The 19614-nt window shown below is 68.5% G+C and carries 17 protein-coding genes; 4 read left to right on the forward strand and 13 right to left on the reverse strand.

The genetic code is table 11. The annotated features are described in order from the left end of the window. Nucleotides 1–226: 226 nt before the first annotated feature. Together pafA and J7E96_RS17195 are read right to left on the reverse strand one after the other, a co-directional pair. Complete coding sequence (pafA, locus tag J7E96_RS17190; protein WP_214976543.1) at nucleotides 227–1588, reverse strand: Pup--protein ligase; 1362 nt, start codon at nucleotides 1586–1588, stop codon at nucleotides 227–229. Nucleotides 1589–1597: 9 nt separating this feature from the next. After that, complete coding sequence (locus J7E96_RS17195; RefSeq protein WP_215132488.1) at nucleotides 1598–2869, reverse strand: MFS transporter; 1272 nt, start codon at nucleotides 2867–2869, stop codon at nucleotides 1598–1600. A gap of 121 nt (nucleotides 2870–2990) precedes the next feature. Between J7E96_RS17195 and J7E96_RS17200 the strand changes: the two genes are divergently transcribed. Then, nucleotides 2991–4034, forward strand: coding sequence for a LacI family DNA-binding transcriptional regulator (locus J7E96_RS17200; RefSeq protein ID WP_308296003.1), 1044 nt, complete (start codon nucleotides 2991–2993; stop codon nucleotides 4032–4034). A gap of 68 nt (nucleotides 4035–4102) precedes the next feature. On the opposite strand, the gene prcA is transcribed toward J7E96_RS17200, so the two are convergent. The 5 genes from prcA to arc all read right to left on the reverse strand — a co-directional run bounded on the left by prcA (nucleotide 4103) and on the right by arc (nucleotide 9773). Next, on the reverse strand, nucleotides 4103–4852 hold the full coding sequence (prcA, locus tag J7E96_RS17205) for a proteasome subunit alpha (protein WP_215132492.1): 750 nt from the start codon (nucleotides 4850–4852) through the stop codon (nucleotides 4103–4105). Nucleotides 4853–4906: 54 nt separating this feature from the next. Continuing rightward, a complete protein-coding gene (prcB, locus tag J7E96_RS17210; protein WP_215132494.1) occupies nucleotides 4907–5752 on the reverse strand; it encodes a proteasome subunit beta in 846 nt (281 codons plus the stop codon). A 147-nt stretch (nucleotides 5753–5899) separates the two neighbouring features. After that, on the reverse strand, nucleotides 5900–6118 hold the full coding sequence (locus J7E96_RS17215) for a ubiquitin-like protein Pup (RefSeq protein WP_215132496.1): 219 nt from the start codon (nucleotides 6116–6118) through the stop codon (nucleotides 5900–5902). A 125-nt stretch (nucleotides 6119–6243) separates the two neighbouring features. Then, nucleotides 6244–7755, reverse strand: coding sequence for a depupylase/deamidase Dop (gene dop / locus J7E96_RS17220; protein WP_374196689.1), 1512 nt, complete (start codon nucleotides 7753–7755; stop codon nucleotides 6244–6246). A 251-nt stretch (nucleotides 7756–8006) separates the two neighbouring features. Then, nucleotides 8007–9773, reverse strand: a complete 1767-nt coding sequence (arc, locus tag J7E96_RS17225) for a proteasome ATPase (RefSeq protein WP_215132498.1) — start codon at nucleotides 9771–9773, stop codon at nucleotides 8007–8009. A 241-nt stretch (nucleotides 9774–10014) separates the two neighbouring features. On the opposite strand from arc, the gene J7E96_RS17230 reads away from it, so the two are divergent. Then, nucleotides 10015–10335 (forward strand): ferredoxin, encoded by a 321-nt coding sequence (locus tag J7E96_RS17230; RefSeq protein ID WP_215132500.1) that lies wholly within the window; start codon nucleotides 10015–10017, stop codon nucleotides 10333–10335. A gap of 4 nt (nucleotides 10336–10339) precedes the next feature. On the opposite strand, the gene J7E96_RS17235 is transcribed toward J7E96_RS17230, so the two are convergent. The 3 genes from J7E96_RS17235 to J7E96_RS17245 form a co-directional block, all read right to left on the reverse strand. Further along, a complete protein-coding gene (locus tag J7E96_RS17235; protein ID WP_215132502.1) occupies nucleotides 10340–10909 on the reverse strand; it encodes a hypothetical protein in 570 nt (189 codons plus the stop codon). 187 nt (nucleotides 10910–11096) lie between these two features. After that, nucleotides 11097–12005, reverse strand: coding sequence for a tRNA (adenine-N1)-methyltransferase (locus tag J7E96_RS17240; protein WP_214976533.1), 909 nt, complete (start codon nucleotides 12003–12005; stop codon nucleotides 11097–11099). A 35-nt stretch (nucleotides 12006–12040) separates the two neighbouring features. Further along, on the reverse strand, nucleotides 12041–13264 hold the full coding sequence (locus J7E96_RS17245; RefSeq protein ID WP_215132504.1) for a site-2 protease family protein: 1224 nt from the start codon (nucleotides 13262–13264) through the stop codon (nucleotides 12041–12043). Between the two features lie 176 nt (nucleotides 13265–13440). Here J7E96_RS17245 and J7E96_RS17250 point away from each other — a divergent pair, with 176 nt between their 5' ends. Beyond that, the gene (locus J7E96_RS17250; RefSeq protein WP_215132506.1) at nucleotides 13441–14361 is read left to right on the forward strand and encodes a RecB family exonuclease; all 921 of its coding nucleotides are present in this window, start codon (nucleotides 13441–13443) and stop codon (nucleotides 14359–14361) included. 13 nt (nucleotides 14362–14374) lie between these two features. Then, on the forward strand, nucleotides 14375–15046 hold the full coding sequence (locus J7E96_RS17255) for a response regulator transcription factor (RefSeq protein ID WP_214976530.1): 672 nt from the start codon (nucleotides 14375–14377) through the stop codon (nucleotides 15044–15046). Between the two features lie 73 nt (nucleotides 15047–15119). Here J7E96_RS17255 and J7E96_RS17260 read toward each other — a convergent pair whose 3' ends face one another. The 3 genes from J7E96_RS17260 to J7E96_RS17270 all read right to left on the reverse strand — a co-directional run bounded on the left by J7E96_RS17260 (nucleotide 15120) and on the right by J7E96_RS17270 (nucleotide 19578). Beyond that, on the reverse strand, nucleotides 15120–16709 hold the full coding sequence (locus tag J7E96_RS17260) for an ABC transporter substrate-binding protein (protein WP_215132508.1): 1590 nt from the start codon (nucleotides 16707–16709) through the stop codon (nucleotides 15120–15122). Between the two features lie 71 nt (nucleotides 16710–16780). Further along, nucleotides 16781–18379: an ABC transporter substrate-binding protein gene (locus tag J7E96_RS17265; protein WP_215132510.1), complete on the reverse strand. Its 1599-nt coding sequence runs from the start codon at nucleotides 18377–18379 to the stop codon at nucleotides 16781–16783. Between the two features lie 497 nt (nucleotides 18380–18876). Then, nucleotides 18877–19578, reverse strand: coding sequence for an HAD family phosphatase (locus tag J7E96_RS17270; protein ID WP_215132512.1), 702 nt, complete (start codon nucleotides 19576–19578; stop codon nucleotides 18877–18879). Between the last annotated feature and the right edge of the window lie 36 nt (nucleotides 19579–19614).

Consider the following 19614-nt stretch of genomic DNA (forward strand, 5'->3'; position numbering starts at 1 on the left):
CGCCAATCTGCACACTGGTCCGCACGCCGTGCTAGAGGTCCACAGTCCGCTATGCGCTATTAGCCGCCTTTCAGCTTCAGCACCTCCGCCGATCCCCTCCCGGAAGCTGACATTCCGCGCATCTTTGGCGCACCCACAGCAGGTGACATGTCTCTCACGCAAAAGGCCGCCCGGTGTCCGGGACAGGAAACGTCCCCGGACACCAGGCGGCCAATCGCCCCGCCGACTACATACCGGCGATGAGCTTTTCCACCCGGTCGTCGACCGACCGGAAGGGGTCCTTGCACAACACGGTTCGCTGTGCCTGGTCGTTGAGCTTGAGATGCACCCAGTCGACGGTGAAGTCCCGCCGCTGTTCCTGGGCCCTGCGGATGAAGTCACCGCGCAGCCGCGCCCTGGTGGTCTGCGGAGGCACCGATTTGCCTTCGAAGATCTTCAAGTCGTTGCAGATACGAGCGGCTTGCCCCTTCTTCTCCAGCAGGTAATAGAGCCCGCGCCGACGGTGGATGTCGTGGTAGGCGAGGTCTATCTGAGCGACCCGGGGGTGCGACATGGTCATGTTGTGCTTGGCGCGGTAGCGCTCGATGAGCTTGTACTTCATGACCCAGTCGATTTCGGTGCCGATCCGGTCGAGGTCCTCGGCCTCGATCGCGTCGAGCGCGCGGCCCCACAGCTCGAGGACCTGCTCGACCGTGCCCGTACGGATGCCGCGGCGGTCGACGAAGTCCACGGCCTTGTCGTAGTACTCGCGCTGCACCTCTATGGCGGAGGCCTCGCGTCCACTGGCCAGGCGCACCTTGCGCTGTCCGGTGATGTCGTGGCTGACCTCACGGATCGCCCGGATCGGGTTCTCCAGAGTGAGGTCACGCATCACCGTGCCCGCCTCGATCATGCGCAGGACGAGGTCGGTGGCACCGACCTTGAGCAGCATGGTCGTCTCGGACATGTTGGAGTCGCCGACGATGACGTGGAGCCTGCGGTAGCGCTCGGCGTCCGCGTGCGGCTCGTCGCGGGTGTTGATGATCGGCCGGGAGCGGGTCGTCGCGGAGCTGACGCCCTCCCAGATGTGCTCGGCGCGCTGGCTGACGCAGAAGACCGCGCCACGCGGGGTCTGCAGCACCTTGCCGGCGCCGCAGATGAGCTGGCGGGTGACGAGGAACGGGATGAGGATGTCCGCGAGCCTGGAGAACTCTCCATGGCGGGCCACGAGGTAATTCTCGTGGCAGCCGTAGGAGTTTCCCGCAGAGTCGGTGTTGTTCTTGAAGAGATAGACGTCGCCCGCGATTCCCTCCTCGTGCAGGCGGCGTTCGGCGTCGACGAGCAGGCCTTCGAGAATGCGCTCGCCCGCCTTGTCGTGGGTGACGAGCTCGGTCACGTTGTCGCATTCGGGAGTTGCGTATTCCGGATGCGATCCCACGTCGAGGTAGAGGCGGGCGCCGTTCCGCAGGAAGACATTGCTGCTGCGGCCCCATGACACAACACGGCGGAAGAGGTAGCGCGCCACTTCGTCAGGAGACAGTCGGCGCTGTCCCCTGAACGTGCACGTGACGCCGTACTCGTTCTCCAGCCCGAAAATGCGGCGGTCCATGACTGAACATTACGCCTGATGGCCTGTCCTGAAACCGGGTTCGGCCGCACCGATTCGATCATTTTCGCAAGGCATTACGACAGAGTCCTGGGGAAGGGGAGCCACAACGGGAATCGTGAGGACCCGCCGGGTGGCCAGCAGGACCAGCAGCGCGGCCACTCCACCGGCCGCCGCGACGGCGAAGCTGGCAGCGGTGCCACCGTGTTCGACGGCCGGTCCCGCGGCGCCGGTTCCCACCGCCGCCCCTACGCCGAAGGTGGTCACCAGCCAGGAGAAGGCCTCCGTGACGGTGCCGCGCGGGGCGTGCCGGTCGACGACGATGAAGGCGCAGGCGAGCGCGGGCGCCAGGAAGACTCCGGAGACCGCGGCGAGTACGACCATCGCGGGGATGCCGGGGGTGAGCATCAGCGGCAGATAACCGGCCGCGAGCAGGGCGACGATGAACCGCAGCCGCCGTTCGGGGGCGCCGACCCACTGCCGGGCGCCGTACACCATACCGCCGGCGAGCGCGCCGAGGCCGAGGGCCGCCATCAGCCAGCCGTACACCGCTTCCCGGCCGTGGTCGTCGGCGTACGCGACACCCGCGACGGTGATCGAGCCGAGCGCGAGACCGATGAAGAAGAACGCGCCGAGGAGGGCCAGCAGGCCCGGCGAGCGCAGGGCGCCAAGCCAGTGGGCCTCACGGGGCGCGGAACGCCAGGTCCGCGAAGGCTCGGAGAGTACGACGGAGAGCGCGCCCAGCACACCTATGGCGTTGATGACGAGCAGTGCGGCGGCCGGTGACCGGAGCGCCACGAGCAGCGTGACGAGCAAGGGGCCGACGGTGAACATGATTTCCTGGGCCACCGCGTCCATGGCGTACGCCCGGTGCACCCGGTCCTCGCGGCCGAGCACGTTGGGCCACAGCGCCCGCAGACCCCCTTCGAGGGGCGGGGTGAAGAGGCCGGCGAGGGCCACGGCGGCGTACGCGAGGGGCAGCGGATCGATTCCGGCGAAGGTGAGCAGGACCATGCCGAGCGCGGACAGGACGGCGGCCGGCAGCTGCACGCGCGGCTGCCCGTACAGGTCCACGGCGCGGCCGAGCAGCGGCTGCCCCACCGCGTTGCCGAGCCCGTACACCGCGGCGAGACCGCCGGCCAGGGAATAGCTGCCGCCCTCGGCGCGGGTGAAGAGCACGATCGCGATCGGGGCGGTGGCGTTGGGCAGCCGGCCCACCAGGGTGCCCGCCAGCAGGCGCGCGGCGTACCGCGTCCTGAGGAGATCCGCGTATCCGGCGGCCATGTCTGCCCCTCTCTGCCCCGGCGCGAGCCGAGGTTTTACGTATAACGTACGGTGCCATACGTACCATGAGCCAGTCCGCGGGTCCACCTCGCGGCGAGAAACCGTTGCTGCGGAGGCACGAGTGACCAGCCGGGACGACACCCACGACGCCGCCGCCACCGGCACGCCCGCCACGCCGCCGACCAGCAGGGACGTGGCCCGCGCCGCCGGCGTCTCGCAGGCGACCGTGTCGCTGGTACTGGGCGACAAATGGCGCGGGCGTGTGTCGGAGCGCACCGCGGACCTCGTCCGCGGGGCCGCGCGGGAACTCGGGTACCGCCCCAACCTCGCCGCCCGCAACCTCCGGCTCGGCCGGACCAGGACCGCGCTGCTCGTCGTGCCCGCACTGACCAACGAATTCTTCGCGCGCGTCTACGCCGGCGCCGCCCGCACCGCCGCGGAGCACGACTTCGGCGTCGTCCTCTACCCCTCCCCCGAGGGCACAAAGCCCGCCAGAGACCCGTTCGCGTCGGCGCAGGCCGCCCTCGACGGCGTCATCGCGTCCTCGATGGCCACCGAGGCACTGGGCGCGATCCGCGGCGCGGGGCTGCCGCTCGTGATGCTCGACAGCGATCCGGACGACCCCGGCGCCGCCGCGCACGTGAACCTCGACATCGCCGACGGAATGCGCCTGGTGACGGAGCATCTGCTCGCCCTCGGCCACCGCCGGTTCGTCCATCTCGCGTCGGCCGTGGACTCCTGGACCTTCGACGTACGCGCCGCAGCGCTCCACGACTCGCTGCGCCGGGCCCCCGACGCCGTCGTACGCACCGTGCCGGCGCCCCTGGACGTACACGGAGCCAGGCAGGCCGCCGAGCTGGCGCTGACCGGGCCAGGCCCACGGCCCACCGCGCTCGTCTGTGACGACGACATCCTCGCGGCGGGCGCCTGCAAGGCGGTGCGGCGCCTCGGCCTGCGGGTGCCCGAGGACGTCTCGGTCACCGGCTTCGACGACCTCGCCCTCGCGACTGCCGTGGATCCGGAACTCACCACCGTGCGGCTGCCCGCCGAGCAGGTCGGAGAACGCGGCATGGCGGCCCTGCTGGCCGTCCTGGACGGCCGGCGGCCCGAGGGTGGCGACCTCCCGGTGGAACTGATGGTGCGCGGCTCCACCGCCCGCGTGTGACGGCTCCCGACGCGACGGTGCCCCGGACCGCTGGGCGGTCCGGGGCACAAGCCGAGACGGGTCCGGAGCTACGACTCCTCGGTGTCCGAAGGAGTGTCGGTGGGCGCGGCCGCGTCGCCGTCCGCCTCCAGCAGACGCGACAGCTGACGGCCGACGATGCGCTTGAACTTCCGCTCCTGCGGGCGCGTACGGTCCAGGACCGCCACCTCGAGCCGCTCGGCGGGGATCTCCCGCTCGCTGCCGTTGGTGTCCCGCGAGAGCGCCTGCACCGCGAGCTTGAGCGCTTCGGCGAGCGTCATCCCGTCGCGGTGGCGCTGGTCGAGGAAGGTGCTGATCTGCTCGGCGTTGCCGCCGACCGCGACCGAGCCGTGCTCGTCCACGATCGAACCGTCGTGCGGCAGCCGGTAGATCTGGTCGCCCTCGGGCCGGGACCCGACCTCGGCGACGACCAGCTCCACCTCGTACGGCTTCTCCGCATTGCTGGAGAAGATCGTGCCCAGCGTCTGCGCGTAGACGTTGGCGAGGCCACGGGCCGTCACATCTTCACGGTCGTACGTGTATCCGCGCAGATCGGCGTACCGGACGCCGCCGATCCGCAGGTTCTCGTACTCGTTGTACTTGCCGGCGGCGGCGAAGCCGATCCGGTCGTAGATCTCGCTGAACTTGTGCAGAGCGCGGGACGGGTTCTCGCCGACGAAAACGATGCCGTCGGCGTACTGCAGCACGACAAGGCTGCGACCGCGGGCGATGCCCTTCCGGGCGTATTCCGCCCGGTCGGCCATGGCCTGCTGGGGTGAGACATAGAACGGCGTCGACACCGGCTATCCGTCCCTTTCTGTCGTTATCACGTTGATTCCAAGGAACAGGAGCCGTCAGAGAAGCGCGGCGCGGGGACCGTCGGGCTGCTCCAGCCGCCGCTCCAGGATCGAGCGGGCCAGTTCGGAGGACTCCGCCTCGGTGAGCCGCCGGAACCCCTCTTCGGTGATCACGGTGACGATCGGATAGATACGGCGGGCCACGTCCGGGCCGCCGGTCGCCGAGTCGTCGTCGGCTGCGTCGTACAGCGCCTGGATCACCAGGGTGGTCGTCTGCTGCTCCGTCAGATCGTCGCGGTAGAGCTTCTTCATCGACCCGCGGGCGAAGATGGACCCGGAGCCCGTCGCCGCGAATCCCTTCTCCTCGGAACGGCCGCCCGTCACGTCGTACGAGAAGATGCGGCCCTTCTCGCGGTCGACGTCCCAGCCCGCGAAGAGCGGGACGACGGCCAGGCCCTGCATGGCCATGCCGAGGTTGCTGCGGATCATGGTGGAGAGCCGGTTCGCCTTGCCCTCCAGGGAGAGCTGGGCGCCTTCCACCTTCTCGAAGTGTTCGAGCTCCAGCTGGAAGAGCCTGACCATCTCGACCGCCAGACCGGCCGTGCCGGCGATGCCCACCGCCGAGTACTCGTCGGCGGGGAAGACCTTCTCGATGTCGCGCTGGGCGATCATGTTGCCCATGGTGGCCCGCCGGTCACCGGCGAGCACCACGCCCCCGGGGAACGAGGCGGCGACGATCGTCGTGCCGTGCGGAGCCTCGATGACGCCCTTGACGGGCGGCAGCACCCGCCTTCCCGGCAGCATCTCGGGCGCGTGATCGCCCAGAAAGTCCATGAACGAGGACGAACCAGGCGTCAGGAAGGCAGCCGGCAGACGCCCGGTGCTACGAGGGTTGGCTTCCACGCGTTTCCTTCCGGATAGGCGGCGGCCCGCCACTGGAAGGCCGGGCCGATCTTTCGAACTGTGCACGGACCATACCCGTACGGTTGCCGGTCATCCGTCCCGGTGCGGCGGACCTGGGTCCACGGCCACCGGGACGGACAACGGGCTTTACTCCCCGCCCTTTTGGACGAAGGAGCGCACGAAGTCCTCGGCGTTCTCTTCGAGCACATCATCGATTTCGTCGAGTACAGAGTCGACGTCGTCCGAGAGCTTTTCCTGCCGCTCCTTGAGGTCCTCGGAGGCCTGCGCGTCCTGCGCGGTCTCCTCGACCTCCTCGGTGGAACGTGTCGCCTTCTGCTGTCCGCCGTCGCTGTCCTTGGTCGCCATCTCTACCTCACCCCGCTCGCTCGGTTCGATGTCCTTGATCAGACCCTACAAGCGGGGTCTGACATCCGCGCCGTACTTTCACAACGCGTGGGGACCACCTCGATGATTCCCACCCGCGGCCCCTTTCAGCCGCCGGAGAGCACCCGGACCAGGTCTTCCGCCGTCCTGCACCGGTCGAGGAGCTCCTTGACGTGATTACGTGTACCACGCAACGGTTCCAGGGTGGGGACGCGCTGGAGCGAATCCCGGCCCGGCAGGTCGAAGATCACGGAGTCCCAGGACGCGGCCGCGACGTCGTCCGCGTACTGCTCCAGGCAGCGGCCGCGGAAGTACGCCCTGGTGTCCTCAGGAGGCTTCGTCTCGGCCCGCCGAACCCCGCTCTCGCCCAGGAGCCGCTTCATCTTCCCGCGGGCCGCCAGACGGTTGTAGAGGCCCTTCTCGGGACGTACGTCGGCGTACTGGAGGTCCACCAGGTGGAGCCTGGGGGCATCCCAGTCGAGGCTGTCGCGCCTGCGGTAGCCCTCCAGGAGCTCCCGCTTGGCGATCCAGTCCAGCTCGCCCGACAGGCTCATCGGGTCGTTCTCCAGCCGGTTCAGTACGTCCTCCCAGCGCCCCAGGACGTCCTTGGTCTGGTCGTCCGCGTCGACGCCGAACCGCTCCTCGACGTACTTGCGCGCCAGCTCGAAATACTCCATCTGAAGCTGGACAGCTGTGAGTGTCCGGCCGCTGCGCAGGGTGATCAGCTGCTGCAGCGTCGGGTCGTGCGAGACCTGGTGCAGGGTGCGCACCGGCTGGTCGATCGCGAGGTCGACGTTGATGAAGCCGTCCTCGATCATCGAGAGGACCAGGGACGTCGTACCCAGTTTCAGGTACGTCGAGATCTCGGAGAGGTTCGCGTCGCCGATGATGACGTGCAGCCTGCGGTACTTCTCGGCGTCGGAGTGCGGCTCGTCGCGGGTGTTGATGATGGGGCGCTTGAGGGTCGTTTCCAGGCCCACCTCGACCTCGAAATAGTCGGCCCGCTGGCTGATCTGGAAGCCGTGCTCGTGGCCGTCCTGGCCGATGCCCACGCGGCCGGCGCCCGTGACGACCTGCCGGGACACGAAGAACGGCGTCAGGTGGCGCACGATGTCCGAGAAGGGGGTTTCCCGCTTCATCAGGTAGTTCTCGTGCGTGCCGTAGGACGCGCCCTTGTTGTCGGTGTTGTTTTTGTAGAGGTGGATCGGCTGGGCGCCCGGCAGCTGGGCGGCGCGCTCCGCGGCCTCCGCCATGATCCGCTCGCCAGCCTTGTCCCAGAGCACCGCGTCCAGCGGGTTGGTCACCTCCGGGGAGCTGTACTCGGGGTGCGCGTGGTCGACGTACAACCGCGCGCCATTGGTCAGGATGACATTGGCGAGGCCGATGTCCTCGTCGGTGAGCTGGCTGTTGTCGGCGGCCTCCCGGGCGAGGTCGAAGCCTCGCGCGTCCCGCAGCGGGTTCTCCTCCTCGAAGTCCCAGCGGGCGCGTCGCGCCCGGTGCATCGCCGCCGCGTAGGCGTTGACGATCTGGGACGAGGTGAGCATGGCATTGGCGTTCGGGTGGCCGGGGACGGAGATCCCGTACTCCGTCTCGATGCCCATTACTCGCCGTACGGTCATGCGGCCCTCCTTGCCCGCGTCGCCCCCGGACGGGGGCGGCACTCAAGTACCGCTGGTTCTCCGGTGCGTGTGCGGTGCCCGGTCCCGCACAGCGCGACTCGGCGGTACCGAAGAGCCAGCCTAGAACGCCTTTGCGCTGGTGGGGAGATCAATTGCGTCATTGCTCTGGTGTGGTCGGTGTGGCGGCCCGTAGTGGCGAGAATGCAACCGGCTGCGGATACCCGAGCGGGTACCCGCAGCCGGTCTGCGATCTACAGGTACTGACCGGTGTTTGCCACCGTGTCGATGGAGCGTCCGGTGTCCGCGCCCTGTTTTCCAGTGACGAGCGTACGGATGAATACAATCCGCTCGCCCTTCTTTCCGGAGATACGGGCCCAGTCGTCCGGGTTCGTAGTGTTCGGCAGGTCCTCGTTCTCCTTGAACTCATCCACGCAAGCCTGGAGGAGGTGGGAAACCCGAAGGCCCTTCTGGTTCTGGTCGAGGAAGGCCTTGATGGCCATCTTCTTGGCCCGGTCGACAATGTTCTGGATCATCGCGCCGGAATTGAAGTCCTTGAAGTACAGGACTTCCTTGTCGCCGTTCGCGTACGTGACCTCGAGGAAGCGATTCTCCTCGGACTCGGCGTACATCTGCTCGACGACCGACTGGATCATGCCGTGGACCGCGGCTTCCCTGGACCCGGTGTGCTCGGCCAGGTCGTCCGCGTGCAGCGGCAGGGTGGACCGGAGGTACTTCGCGAAGATGTCCTTCGCCGCCTCGGCGTCCGGACGCTCGATCTTGATCTTCACGTCGAGCCGGCCCGGCCGCAGGATCGCCGGGTCGATCATGTCCTCGCGGTTGGAGGCGCCGATGACGATGACGTTCTCCAGGCCCTCCACGCCGTCGATCTCGGCGAGCAGCTGCGGAACGATGGTGTTCTCCACGTCCGAGCTGACACCGGAGCCACGGGTGCGGAAGAGCGACTCCATCTCGTCGAAGAAGACGATGACAGGGGTGCCCTCGCTCGCCTTCTCCCGGGCACGCTGGAAGACGAGGCGGATGTGCCGCTCGGTCTCACCGACGTACTTGTTGAGGAGCTCGGGGCCCTTGATGTTGAGGAAGTAGCTCTTCCCCGCGGGCTTGCCGGTCGCCTCGGCGACCTTCTTGGCAAGGGAGTTGGCGACGGCTTTCGCGATCAGCGTCTTGCCGCAGCCGGGCGGACCGTAGAGCAGGATGCCCTTCGGGGGCCGCAGTTCGTGCTCCTTGAAGAGGTCGGGGTAGAGGTACGGAAGCTCGACCGCGTCGCGGATCAGCTCGATCTGGTTGCCCAGGCCGCCGATCTTGGAGTAGTCGACGTCCGGGACCTCTTCGAGGACGAGCTCCTCGACCTCGCTCTTCGGGATGACTTCGTAGACGTAACCGGACCTGGGTTCCAGCAGCAGGGCGTCGCCGGAGCGGATGATCACGTCCAGTAGCGGCTCGGCGAGCCGCACCACCCGTTCCTCGTCGGTGTGCCCGACCACCAGGGCGCGCTCGCCGTCCTCGAGGATTTCCTTGAGGGTGACGATTTCCCCGGCGCGCTCGTACTCCATGGCCTCGACCACATTGAGGGCCTCGTTGAGCATGACTTCCTGGCCACGCCGGAGCTCTTCGAGCTCCACGCTGGGGCTGACGTTCACCCGTAGCTTGCGGCCACCGGTGAAGATGTCGGCCGTGCCGTCCTCGTTCGCCATGAGGAAGACACCGAAGCCGGCCGGCGGCTGCGCGAGCCGGTCGACTTCTTCTTTGAGGGCCACAATCTGGTCGCGGGCCTCACGGAGCGTGTTGGCGAGCCGCTCGTTCTGTGCGGACACGCCGGCCAAGTTGGTCTGCAGCTCGACGATCCGCTCTTCGAGAATCCTCGTGTGACGCGGAGAGTCGGCGAGCTTGCGGCGCAGGACGGCGATTTCCTGCTCGAGATAGGCAACCTGGCCGGCGGGGTCCTCAGACCCTCTGCCCGGCCGGATGCCGCGGTTGATGTCGTCGTCGTGGGCTGCCACGGTCCTCACCTCCTCCAAGGGGAGCTGGACGCTTTCTGACCCTACCTGGGCGGGTGCTGGTTGAAACCCCTAGATCACAAAGACTGCGGGGTGTGTCCGATCTTCACCCTTGCGTACTCGCTCACACCAGGGGAATACCCACCCATCAACCTGGCAAAGCGGCCGGTTGTATCGTCGAAGTGTTCAACACCCGTCAGGGCTGGCTCCAATTGCTACAACCGCGCAGAAAACGGCAGGAGATATGACCGTGCAGCAGAAGGCTCCCACCGACGACGGCGCACAGACCGGTGACCCGCTCGAGGTGTGGATCGACCAGGATCTCTGCACCGGCGACGGCATCTGCGTCCAGTACGCCCCCGAGGTCTTCGAGCTCGACATCGACGGCCTGGCGTACGTGAAGAGCCCCGGCGACGAACTGTTGCAGAGCCCCGGCGCCACAACGCCCGTGCCCCTGACGCTTCTGAGGGACGTCGTCGACTCGGCGAACGAGTGCCCGGGCGACTGCATCCACGTACGCCGCGTCGCGGACCGGGTCGAGGTCTACGGCCCCGACGCTGAGTGACGGATCACATACTGCGTGCGTCCGGCACGACGGATCTGGCGAACTTGCCGCCCTTCCACTGCCACTTGACCTTCTCCTGCCGGTCCGGGCAGCAGCGCGGCACGTCCGGCGACGAGTAGCCGTGCACGGTCGCGGAGACCACGCCCGCGCTCACGGCGAAATCGCTGATGCCCAGGCCGTCGGCGGGGTCCACCAGGGTCGCCACGACGCGCGACGTGGGCCCGGTGAGTACGAAGACGCCGCTCGGCGGGGTCCCGATTCCCGACACACAGCGCACGACAGCCACGGTTTCGGGGCGGCCGTCGCCGTCGAGGTCGCCGGAGCCCTGCTTGACCACGGCCGGCTTCTCGCCGCGGCACTCCAGGGGGTACGCCGCGCTCGACGCGTCGGGCGCGGTGGCGGCGGCGGCCTTCTTGACCGGTCCGGCGCCCGGGGCGGTCTGCGAGGCGGTGGCCGCTTCGGGCTGGAGCAGACCGGCCGCGGCGACGACCGCGGCCATGGCGGCGGCGGTGGCGAGCCAGTGCACCGGGCGGGGCCGGGTGTGCGCGAGGTCCAGGGCGGCGGAGGTCTGCACGCGGGGTGTCTCCTGGGGCTGTACCGGTGGGGTGGCGAGCATCGTGCCACACGTCACAGCGCCGCGGAACGGCGGGGTCCGTACCCGTAACAGAAATCCGTAACAGAAATCGGTTAACGGAAAAGCGCCGCCGCTGAGTTCCCCGGTCGGTCGGGGAACTCAGCGGCGGCGCTTGCTCGTTGTCGGGTCAGCCCCGGGAGGCCGACCCGCTCTCGCTTCCGGGACCCGTGTAGTCCTCGCCGTACGCGCCCTTGGCGGGACGGCGGCGGCGCAGCGGGGCCTCCACGCCGTCCGCGAGGCGGCGGGCGGTGAGCAGGAAGCCGGTGTGGCCGATCATCCGATGGTCGGGGCGCACGGCCAGACCCTCGACGTGCCAGTTGCGGATCATCGACTCCCAGGCGGTCGGCTCCGCGAAGCAGCCGATCTCGCGGATGGACTCGACGGTGCGCGCGAGCTGCGTGGTGGTGGCCACGTAGCAGCAGAGGATGCCGCCGGGGACGAGCGCCTTGCGGACGACGTCCAGGCACTCCCACGGGGCGAGCATGTCCAGGATCACGCGGTCGACGTCGGTGTCGGACAGGTTGTCCTGAAGGTCGCCGACGGTGAGCTGCCAGGCGGGGTGCGGGCCGCCGAAGTAGCGCTCCACGTTCTGCGTGGCGATCTCGGCGAAGTCCTCGCGGCGCTCGTAGGAGTGCAGCATGCCCTGGTCACCGATGGCGCGCAGCAGGAAGCTGCTCAGCGAGCCGGAGCCGACTCCCGCCTCGACGACGCGGGCGCCGGCGAAGATGTCGGCGAAGGCCAGGATCTGCCCCGCGTCCTTGGGGTAGACCACGGCGGCGCCGCGGGGCATGGACAGGACGTAGTCGGGGAGCAGGGGGCGCAGCGCGAGGTAGGCGACGTTTCCCGTGGTACGGACAACACTGCCCTCGGGAGCACCGATCAGCTCGTCGTGGGGGAAGGAACCCTTGTGGGTGTGGAAATTCTTCCCGGCCTCGAGCGTGAACGTGTAGTGGCGTCCCTTGGGGTCGGTGAGCTGGACCTGATCCCCGACCTGGAAGGGGCCGCGACGTCGGGCGGCACCGGTCGGTTCGGACATGTGAACAGCCTACCGGTCTTTTGGGCCCGGGCTGTCTACTGCGGGCGGGCCATGGCCGACACGAAGGCGCGCTCCACGTCGGCGGTGGACAGCACGCCGTAGATCTCGCCCGTCTCCTCGACCACCAGGTACTCCGTGGCCGGGGCGGCGCGCAGGCGTTCCAGCAGGGCCTCGCCCGCCAGCTCGGCGGGGATCTTCATGTCCTCGGTGAGGTCCTGTGCGAGGCCGCTCACCGCTACCCAGGGCCTGCGGTGTTCCGGTACGCCGACGATGGCCGCCTCGCGGACGACTCCGGTGGGCTCCCCCTGCCCGTCGACGACGACCAGGGCGCGGGCTCCTGCCGTGTTGGCGCGGCGCAGGGCCTCGGAGAGCGGGGTGGCGGACTCGACGGGGACGGCGCGCCTGGTGAGCGTACGGGCGCGCAGGTCGGGGAGGTGTTCGCGCAGCCGCGCCATGCGCAGGCTGTTGCCGGCGCCGGTCCAGATGATCGCGGCGAGGATGGCGGCGAGCAGGGCGTCGGTGACGGTCTCCATGCCGCCGATGTCCTCGGTTGCGTTGCCGAGGGCGCCGGTGTGGGTGAGCAGGGGGAGGCCGATGAGGACGGCGACGGCGAGCGCCCTGCCGACCCAGGCGGCGGCGATGGTGCCGCTCATCGGCTTGCCGGTGAGCTTCCAGACGAGGGCGCGGAGCATCCGGCCGCCGTCCAGCGGGAGGCCGGGCAGCAGGTTGAAGGCGGCCACGATGAGGTTGGAGATCATGAGGCCGGCCAGCAGGACTCCGGGCACGGTGCCGGGCTCCACGACGCGCATGCCGGCGTAGAAGACACCGGCCAGTACGAGCGAGAGCAGCGGGCCGACGAAGGCGAGGACGAACTCACGCCCCGGCGTCTCCGACTCCTTCTCGATCTCCGACACCCCGCCGAAGAACTGGAGCTGGATGCGGCGCACCGGCAGTTTGAAGCGCAGCGCCGCCACGGTGTGGGCCAGTTCGTGGACCAGTACGGAGGCGTAGAACGCGACGGCGAAGAAGAGGGAGACGAGGTAGCGGAGGTTGCCCAACTCCGGGAGCACGCGGTCGAGCTGGCCGCCGAAGACCCAGGTGATGAGGGCGGCTACGAGGAACCAGCTGGGGGCGACGTAGACCGGCACGCCGAAGGGGCGGCCCATGAGGAGGCCGCCGCCCGGCTCGCGGGGGCGCTGCGGCTTGCCGCCGCTCCCGTCGCTCTCGCCGCGCTTGTCGCGCTCGCCGCTCTCGTTCACAGGGGCCCTTCGTTCGCAGGCGTCACTCGCCGCCGCACCCGGTGATCAGCCGACCGTGCAACGCGAGGGGGTCTGCCGTCGATGGTATGCGGACGGCTGCGCTGCGCTCCGCCTCGGCTCCCCATTTGAGGACTTCTGTGCCGAGCGTGTCAGTGGCGGGCCGTAGGGTCTTGGACATGACTACGAGTTCCGGTCGGGCCGACGCTGCCCAGCGCCCCATGTCGCTCTCCCCCTCACGGGCGAGCGACTTCATGCAGTGTCCGCTGCTCTACCGGTTTCGCGTGATCGACAAGCTGCCCGAGAAGCCGAGCGAGGCGGCGACGCGGGGGACGCTGGTGCATGCCGTGCTGGAGCGGCTCTTCGACGATCCGGCGACGGAGCGTACGGCGGGGCGGGCCAGGGCGCTGGTGCCCGGCCAGTGGAACCGGCTCCTGGAGTCCAAGCCGCAGCTCACGGAGCTCTTCGCCGAGGATCCTGAGGGTGAGCGGCTGGCGCGCTGGCTGGTGGAGGCCGAAGAGCTGGTCGAGCGGTGGTTCACGCTGGAGGACCCGACGCGCCTCGAGCCCGCCGAGCGGGAGCTCTTCGTGGAGACGGAGCTGGAGTCGGGGCTGCGGCTGCGCGGCATCATCGACCGGGTGGATGTGGCGCCGTCCGGCGAGGTCCGGATCGTCGACTACAAGACGGGCAAGGCGCCGCGGCCGGAGTACGCCGAGGGCGCGCTGTTCCAGATGAAGTTCTACGCGCTGGTGATCTGGCGGTGGAAGGGCGTCGTACCGCGCCGGCTTCAGCTGGTGTATCTCGGCAGCGGGGATGTGGTGACGTACGACCCGGTCGAGGCGGATCTGGAGCGGGTGGAGCGCAAGCTGCTCGCGTTGTGGGACGCCATCAAGGAAGCCACCGAGACGGGGAACTGGCGGCCGCGCCCGACCAAGCTCTGCGGATGGTGCGACCACCGGGCGGTCTGCCCGGAGTTCGGCGGCACTCCCCCCGTGTACCCGCTGTCCGTCGCCCTCACGGTGCGCCCGGCTGATCCGGCCGATGCGGCTGATGCGGCTGATCCGGCCGAGGGCGGCCAGGGCAGAATGGACCCGGTCTAGAGAAGGAGACTTCGTGGCTATCCGCGTCCTACTGGTCGACGACCAGCCCCTGCTGCGCACCGGCTTCCGGATGATTCTGGAGGCCGAGCAGGATCTCGCGGTCGTCGGTGAGGCCGGAGACGGTCTGCAGGCGCTCGACCAGGTCCGGGCGCTACAGCCCGATGTAGTCCTGATGGACATCCGGATGCCGCGGATGGACGGCGTGGAGGCGACCCGTCAGATCAGCGGTCCCGGCAAGGACGGTCCGGCGAAGGTGCTCGTGCTGACCACCTTCGACCTCGACGAGTACGTCGTGGAGGCGCTGCGCGCCGGGGCCAGCGGCTTCCTGCTGAAGGACGCGCCGGCCAACGAGCTCGTGCAGGCGATCCGGGTGGTGGCCGCCGGGGAGGCGATGCTGGCGCCGAGCATCACGCGCCGGCTGCTCGACAAGTACGCGGATCACCTGCCGTCCGGCGAGGAGCAGGTCCCGGACACGCTGCACACGCTGACCGACCGTGAGGTCGAGGTGCTCAAGCTGGTGGCCCGCGGGCTGTCCAACGCGGAGATCGCCGCCGATCTCTTCGTGAGCGAGACGACCGTGAAGACGCATGTGGGGCACGTGCTGACGAAGCTGGGGCTGCGCGACCGCGTGCAGGCCGCGGTGTACGCGTACGAGAGCGGCCTGGTCAGGCCCGGCGCCCAGTAAGGCGCCCAGTGGCTAAAGCCAGGACGCCGGGACCCGGCCCCGTGCGGGGGCCGGGTCCCGGCGTCGCTTGGCGTCAGCCCTTGCTGATCTCCCAGAAACGGAAGACGGTCGACGCGTCCAGGGTCCACTCCAGGCCCGAGATGTCGTCGTAGGCCACGGCGTACTGCTTGCCCTGCCACAGCGGGATGATCGGCACCTCGTCGGCGACGATGTCCTGGAGCTTGCCGAAGTCCTCCTCCGCCGTGGGTCGCTCGGTCGCGGCGGCGGTGTCCGGGATGATCCCGTCGGTGATCCGGCGGTTCTCGTAGTTGTTGGCGAGGACGTTGTCCTTGCCGAAGAACGGCAGGGTGAAGTTGTCCGGGTCCGGGTAGTCGGGGACCCAGCCCTTCACGTACACGCCGTACTTGCCGGCCGCGATGTTCTTCTCGTACTCGTTGATCTCGGCCGACTTGACCGTCGCGTCGAAGAGCCCGCTCTTGTTGAGCTGCTTGGCTATCGTCTCGAACTCGTGGACCGTGGCGGGTCCGTAGCGGCTGGGTGTGGCCCAGAGGGTGACCTTCACCTTGCCGTTGATGCCCGCGCCGCGCAGGACCCGCTCGGCCTTGGCGGGCTGCGGGCTGCCGCCGTAGGCGTCGAAGAACGCCGTGTTGTGGGCGTCGATGCCGCTCGGGATGATGGAGTACAGCGGGGTGGCGGTGGACTTGTACACGTCCCGCACCAGGGCGTCGCGGTCGATGAGGAACGCCATGGCCTTGCGCACGGCGGGCTTGCCGACGACCGGGTCCTTCATGTTGAAGACCAGGTGTTGGACCTCGGCGCTGGAGCCCTCGACAACCTCGATGCCCTGGTCGTCGCCCGCCGACGAGTTCTCGAGCTCGGCGATGTCGTCGGCCGTGAGGCCTCGGTAGGCGACGTCCACGTCACGCTGCTTGAGGGAAGCGGCGAGCGCCTTCTGATCGCCGTGGAAGAACTTCATGGTGACGCCGGAGTTCTTCGTCTCGGCGGTGCCCTTGTAGTTCTCGTTCACGGAGAAGTCCGCCCGGGCCTCGCCGAAGCTGTCCAGCTTGTACGGCCCCGAGCCGACGGCCTGGTCGTCGGTGCGCAGCTGGTCGAAGGCGTACTCGCGGTGGTCGACGATGGAGCCGGCACCCGAGGCGATCTTGCTGGGGAAGGTGGCGTCCGGCACCTTGAGGTGGAAGACGACGTTCTTCTCGTCCGGGGTTTCGATCCTGCCGATGGAGCCGAGCATGACGCCCGCGGGGCCGGCCTTGTCGTTGATCTTCAGCGAGCGCTCGAAGGAGTACTTGACGTCCTTCGACGTCAGCTCGTTGCCGTTGCTGAACTTCAGGCCGTCACGCAGCGTGCAGCGGAAGACCGTGCTGCCGCCCTTGTCGAAGTCGCAGGTCTCGGCGGCCTCGGGCTGCGGAGAGGTGCTGCCCTTGGGGAAGCTCAGCAGCGACTGGAAGACGTTGTTGAACAGCAGCCAGGAACCTGGGTCGTAACCCGATGCCGGATCGGTGGCCAGCACCTCGTCCGACATTCCGATGACCACGCCGCCGTCAGTGCCCCCCGGGCCGCCCTCCTCGGTGCCACAACCGCTGAGCAGCCCCGCCGCCAGTCCCGCCGCAAGCGGTGCCGTCAGCCACTGGTTACGCCTTTTCACGGATCCTTGCCTCACAGATTCGATGAATTACCCACCGGCGACGCGGGTTTCGCGGCCGGATACTGCCGGCGTCAGGAGACGCCGCGGCCCAACTCCCACAGCTGCAGGTCGGCCGAGGAATTGAGCGCCCACTCGACGCCGGTGATGTTGTCGCGAGCGGCTACGTACTGCTTGCCCTGCCACAGCGGCAGCACCGGTACGTCGTTGGCGACGATTTCCTGGATCCGCTCGAACGGCTTCGCGGCCGCGGCCCGGTCGGCCGCGCGGCGCGACTCGGGGATGAGCTTGTTCCTGGTTTCGCTGTTCACGTACGGGGTGTTGAGGAAGTTGTCCTTGTCCAGGAACGGCGCGACGTAGTTGTCGGCGTCCGGGAAGTCGGGGAACCAGCCCATGCCGTAGACGGCGTACTCGCCGCGCTTCTGGTTGTCACGGAACTTCGACCACTCGGTGCCCTTGATGCTGATGTCGAAGAGCTTCGTGGCGTTGAGCTGCTCCTGGAGCACCTCGAACTCCTTCTTCGTCGCCGTGCCGTAGTGGTCACTCGTGTAGTTCAGCGTCAGCTTCACCGGTGTACTGATGCCGGCCGCGCTCAGGATGCCCGCGGCGTTCGGCCGGTTCGGCTCGCCGTACTTGTTGAAGAACGCGTTCTGGTGCCCGGTGATGGTGTTCGGGATGAGCGAGTACAGCGGCTCGGCCGTGGCCGGGTAGACCTCGCTCGCGAGCTCCCCGCGGTCGACGACGGCGGCCAGCGCCTGGCGCACCGCCCTGTTCTTCACCGTGGAGTCTTCGGTGTCGAAGCCGAGGTAGCGGATTTCCAGGCCGGGCATCTCGACGAGTTCGATGCCCTTGGTCGGGTTGTCCGACAGGTCCTCGATCTGCTCGGGCCGCAGGGTTCGCGTCATCATGCTGATGTCGCCGTCCCGCAGTGCCTTCTCCATGGACCGGGTGTCGGTGAACGACCGCAGTTCGACCTTGTCGTTGCGCAGCTCCAAGTCGCCCTTGTACTCGGGGTTCTTGGTGAAGACGGCCCTGACGACCCGCTCGCCCTCGGTTTCGGTCTTCAGCGTGTACGGGCCCGAGCCCTCGGCGTCGAATCCATCCCGGAGCTTGTCGCTCTCGTACGTGTCGGAGTCGACGATCCCGGCGGCAGGCGTCGCGATCTTGTACGGGAACGTGGCGTCCGGCGTCTTCAGGTGGAAGACGATGCCGTGGTCGCCATTGGTCTCGATCGTGTCGATGTTCGACAGCAGCGCGACCGGGCCGTTGTTGTTCTTGATCTTCAGCACGCGGTCGATCGAGAACTTGACGTCCTCGGCGGTGAGCGCGTCACCGTCGGCGAACTTCAGCCCGCTGCGCAGGGTGCAGCGGTAGCTCTCGTTCTGGGTGTCCGTGAAGCCGCACTTGGAGGCCGCGTCCGGCACCGGCTCGCCGCCGCCGCGCGGGACGTGCATCAGCATCTGGACGGTCTGCCGCAGGACGTTCCAGGCGCCGGCGTCATAGGCGAACGCCGGGTCGAAGGGCGCGGGCGCGTCCTTCGTCGCGATGAACTGGTCCGTGGTGCCGACGACGATGGCACCGCCCTTGCCGCCGTTGTCCGCGTCGCCGCACCCGGCGAGCACGGGCGCGAGCAGGCCAATCACAGCCGGCAGCACCAAAGCCTTGCGGTTCATCCTGGACGTTCTCCCTCATCCGGCACTGGGTTTCAGCGGTGTACGGGACACTCCGCCGCGGCCGCCCGGTCGGGGCGGAGCGATCGGGCCGGATCAGAGCGATCGGTTCCGTGGCCCCAGCAACTGGTTGAGCGTTGAGGCACGTGGTGATGCGGCGAAGTTCTCATGTTGAGATTAGTGGGAATCGCCCGGAGGGCTTTACCGGGTGCCGGCCGACCGGTTATCGGTCGGCGATCATATTCCCGGCGGGTCATCGCCGCGGGCCGGGAATGATTCGTACACCACACCATCAATCTGGACACAAGGGCGTCAAATACGGTCCGAGAAGGCCGCTTTGACGCCCTCGGGCGCCGAGCGGGACGTGCCCGGGGGTGACTAACGTCACCAGACCAAGGCTTATGGGCGGCTGTGCATTTCCGGCTGCGTGTGTGACGGAAAATGCACGGCCCAATGCCCTCGGTTTCCGCCCAATAGTGCGAATACGCTCAGTGCGCGGTTCAGTTCATCCGTGTGATCAAAGTCGTGAGAAAGGCGAGATCGACTTCTTCGAGCGATCCCACGACCACCCGGCCGCGTGCGGGCGCGATCGGCGCGACGGACGGGACGGCCACCACGCGGCAGCCGGCCGCCTCGGCGGCGGCCACACCGGTCGCCGTGTCCTCGACGACCGCGCATCTGCCGGGCTCGGCACCGAGCAGCGCGGCGGCGTGCAGATACGGGTCGGGGTGCGGTTTCGTACGGGCCACCTCGTCGCCCGCGACCGTGTGCGTGAACATCTCGCGGCCCAGCGTCTCCAGGACGCGGTCGATGATGCGCCGGTGCGAGGCGGAGACCAGGGCGGTGGGCACCTCGTGCGCCGCCAGTTCCGCGAGCAGCCGCGCCGCGCCGGGCATCAGCGGCACTCCCCGCCCGATGCGCTTCTCGAAGCGGTCGTTGAGCAGCACCGTGAGCTCGGGCAGCGTGATGTCCGCGCCGGTGACCTCGATGAGGTAGCCCGCGCTGCGGGTCATCGGCCCGCCGACCACCACGTCGCGCCACGCCTCGTCCAGCGCATGCCCGAGGTCCGCGAAGACCTCCGCCTCGACCTCCCACCAGAAACCTTCGGTGTCGACCAGGGTTCCGTCCATGTCGAGGAAGACGGCCTGCAGTGCGGAGCCTTCGGCCGTACGGGTACTGGGCGCGGGGACGGTACTGGTCATCCGGGCACACCTCCTGAAGGGACGAGAAGGCCGGCC

The organism is Streptomyces sp. ISL-96, assembly GCF_018614035.1.
Lineage (GTDB): Bacteria > Actinomycetota > Actinomycetes > Streptomycetales > Streptomycetaceae > Streptomyces.